Origin of the sequence: Halomonas sp. ND22Bw (assembly GCF_003011945.1) — a bacterium.
GTDB lineage: Bacteria > Pseudomonadota > Gammaproteobacteria > Pseudomonadales > Halomonadaceae > Halomonas > Halomonas halophila.
In genome coordinates, this window is the sequence record NZ_PXWD01000133.1 from 1 (window position 1) to 475 (window position 475).

The window sequence follows — 475 nt, forward strand, 5'->3', positions numbered from 1 at the left end:
AGGTAAATCGCGGAACGAGAGGCGAGGGCGACCCACTGCTAGAAGAAGCCCATCAGACGAGAGTCCAGCGCCTCGGCCGCCTGATCTACGATTTCGAAGGCTTCATCGAGGTAGGTGAGATATTTTTCAGTGGTCAGGACGCTGGCGTGACCCAGCCATCGCTGGACCCGGCGCAAGGGGTCGCTGACAACCTTCATGTAGATTTCCTCGGTTCGATCCGGGACAGATCGATCGTCGAGCCTCATCACTTCCGCTTTGACGAGGTGTGTAAGCCAGTAGACGGCAAAGGTATGCCGGAGGGTATGGGGCGATACGTGTAGGTCCCAGCCCATGTCCTCCGACAACTTCTTGCTGGTACGCCGGAATATCGACTGCCATGCCGCGGGGGTGAGGGCTTGGCCGTCCTGCGCCAGCCACAATGCTGCCGGCTGCGCACTTTCCAATGGTGCGCCCGATCCGGGCAGCAATAGGAGGT

At 59.8% G+C, this 475-nt stretch carries 1 pseudogene; it reads right to left on the reverse strand.

The window, feature by feature from the left end:
* Positions 1-38: 38 nt before the first annotated feature.
* Positions 39-475, reverse strand: a pseudogene (locus CVH10_RS25700) (integrase); the annotation flags it as partial.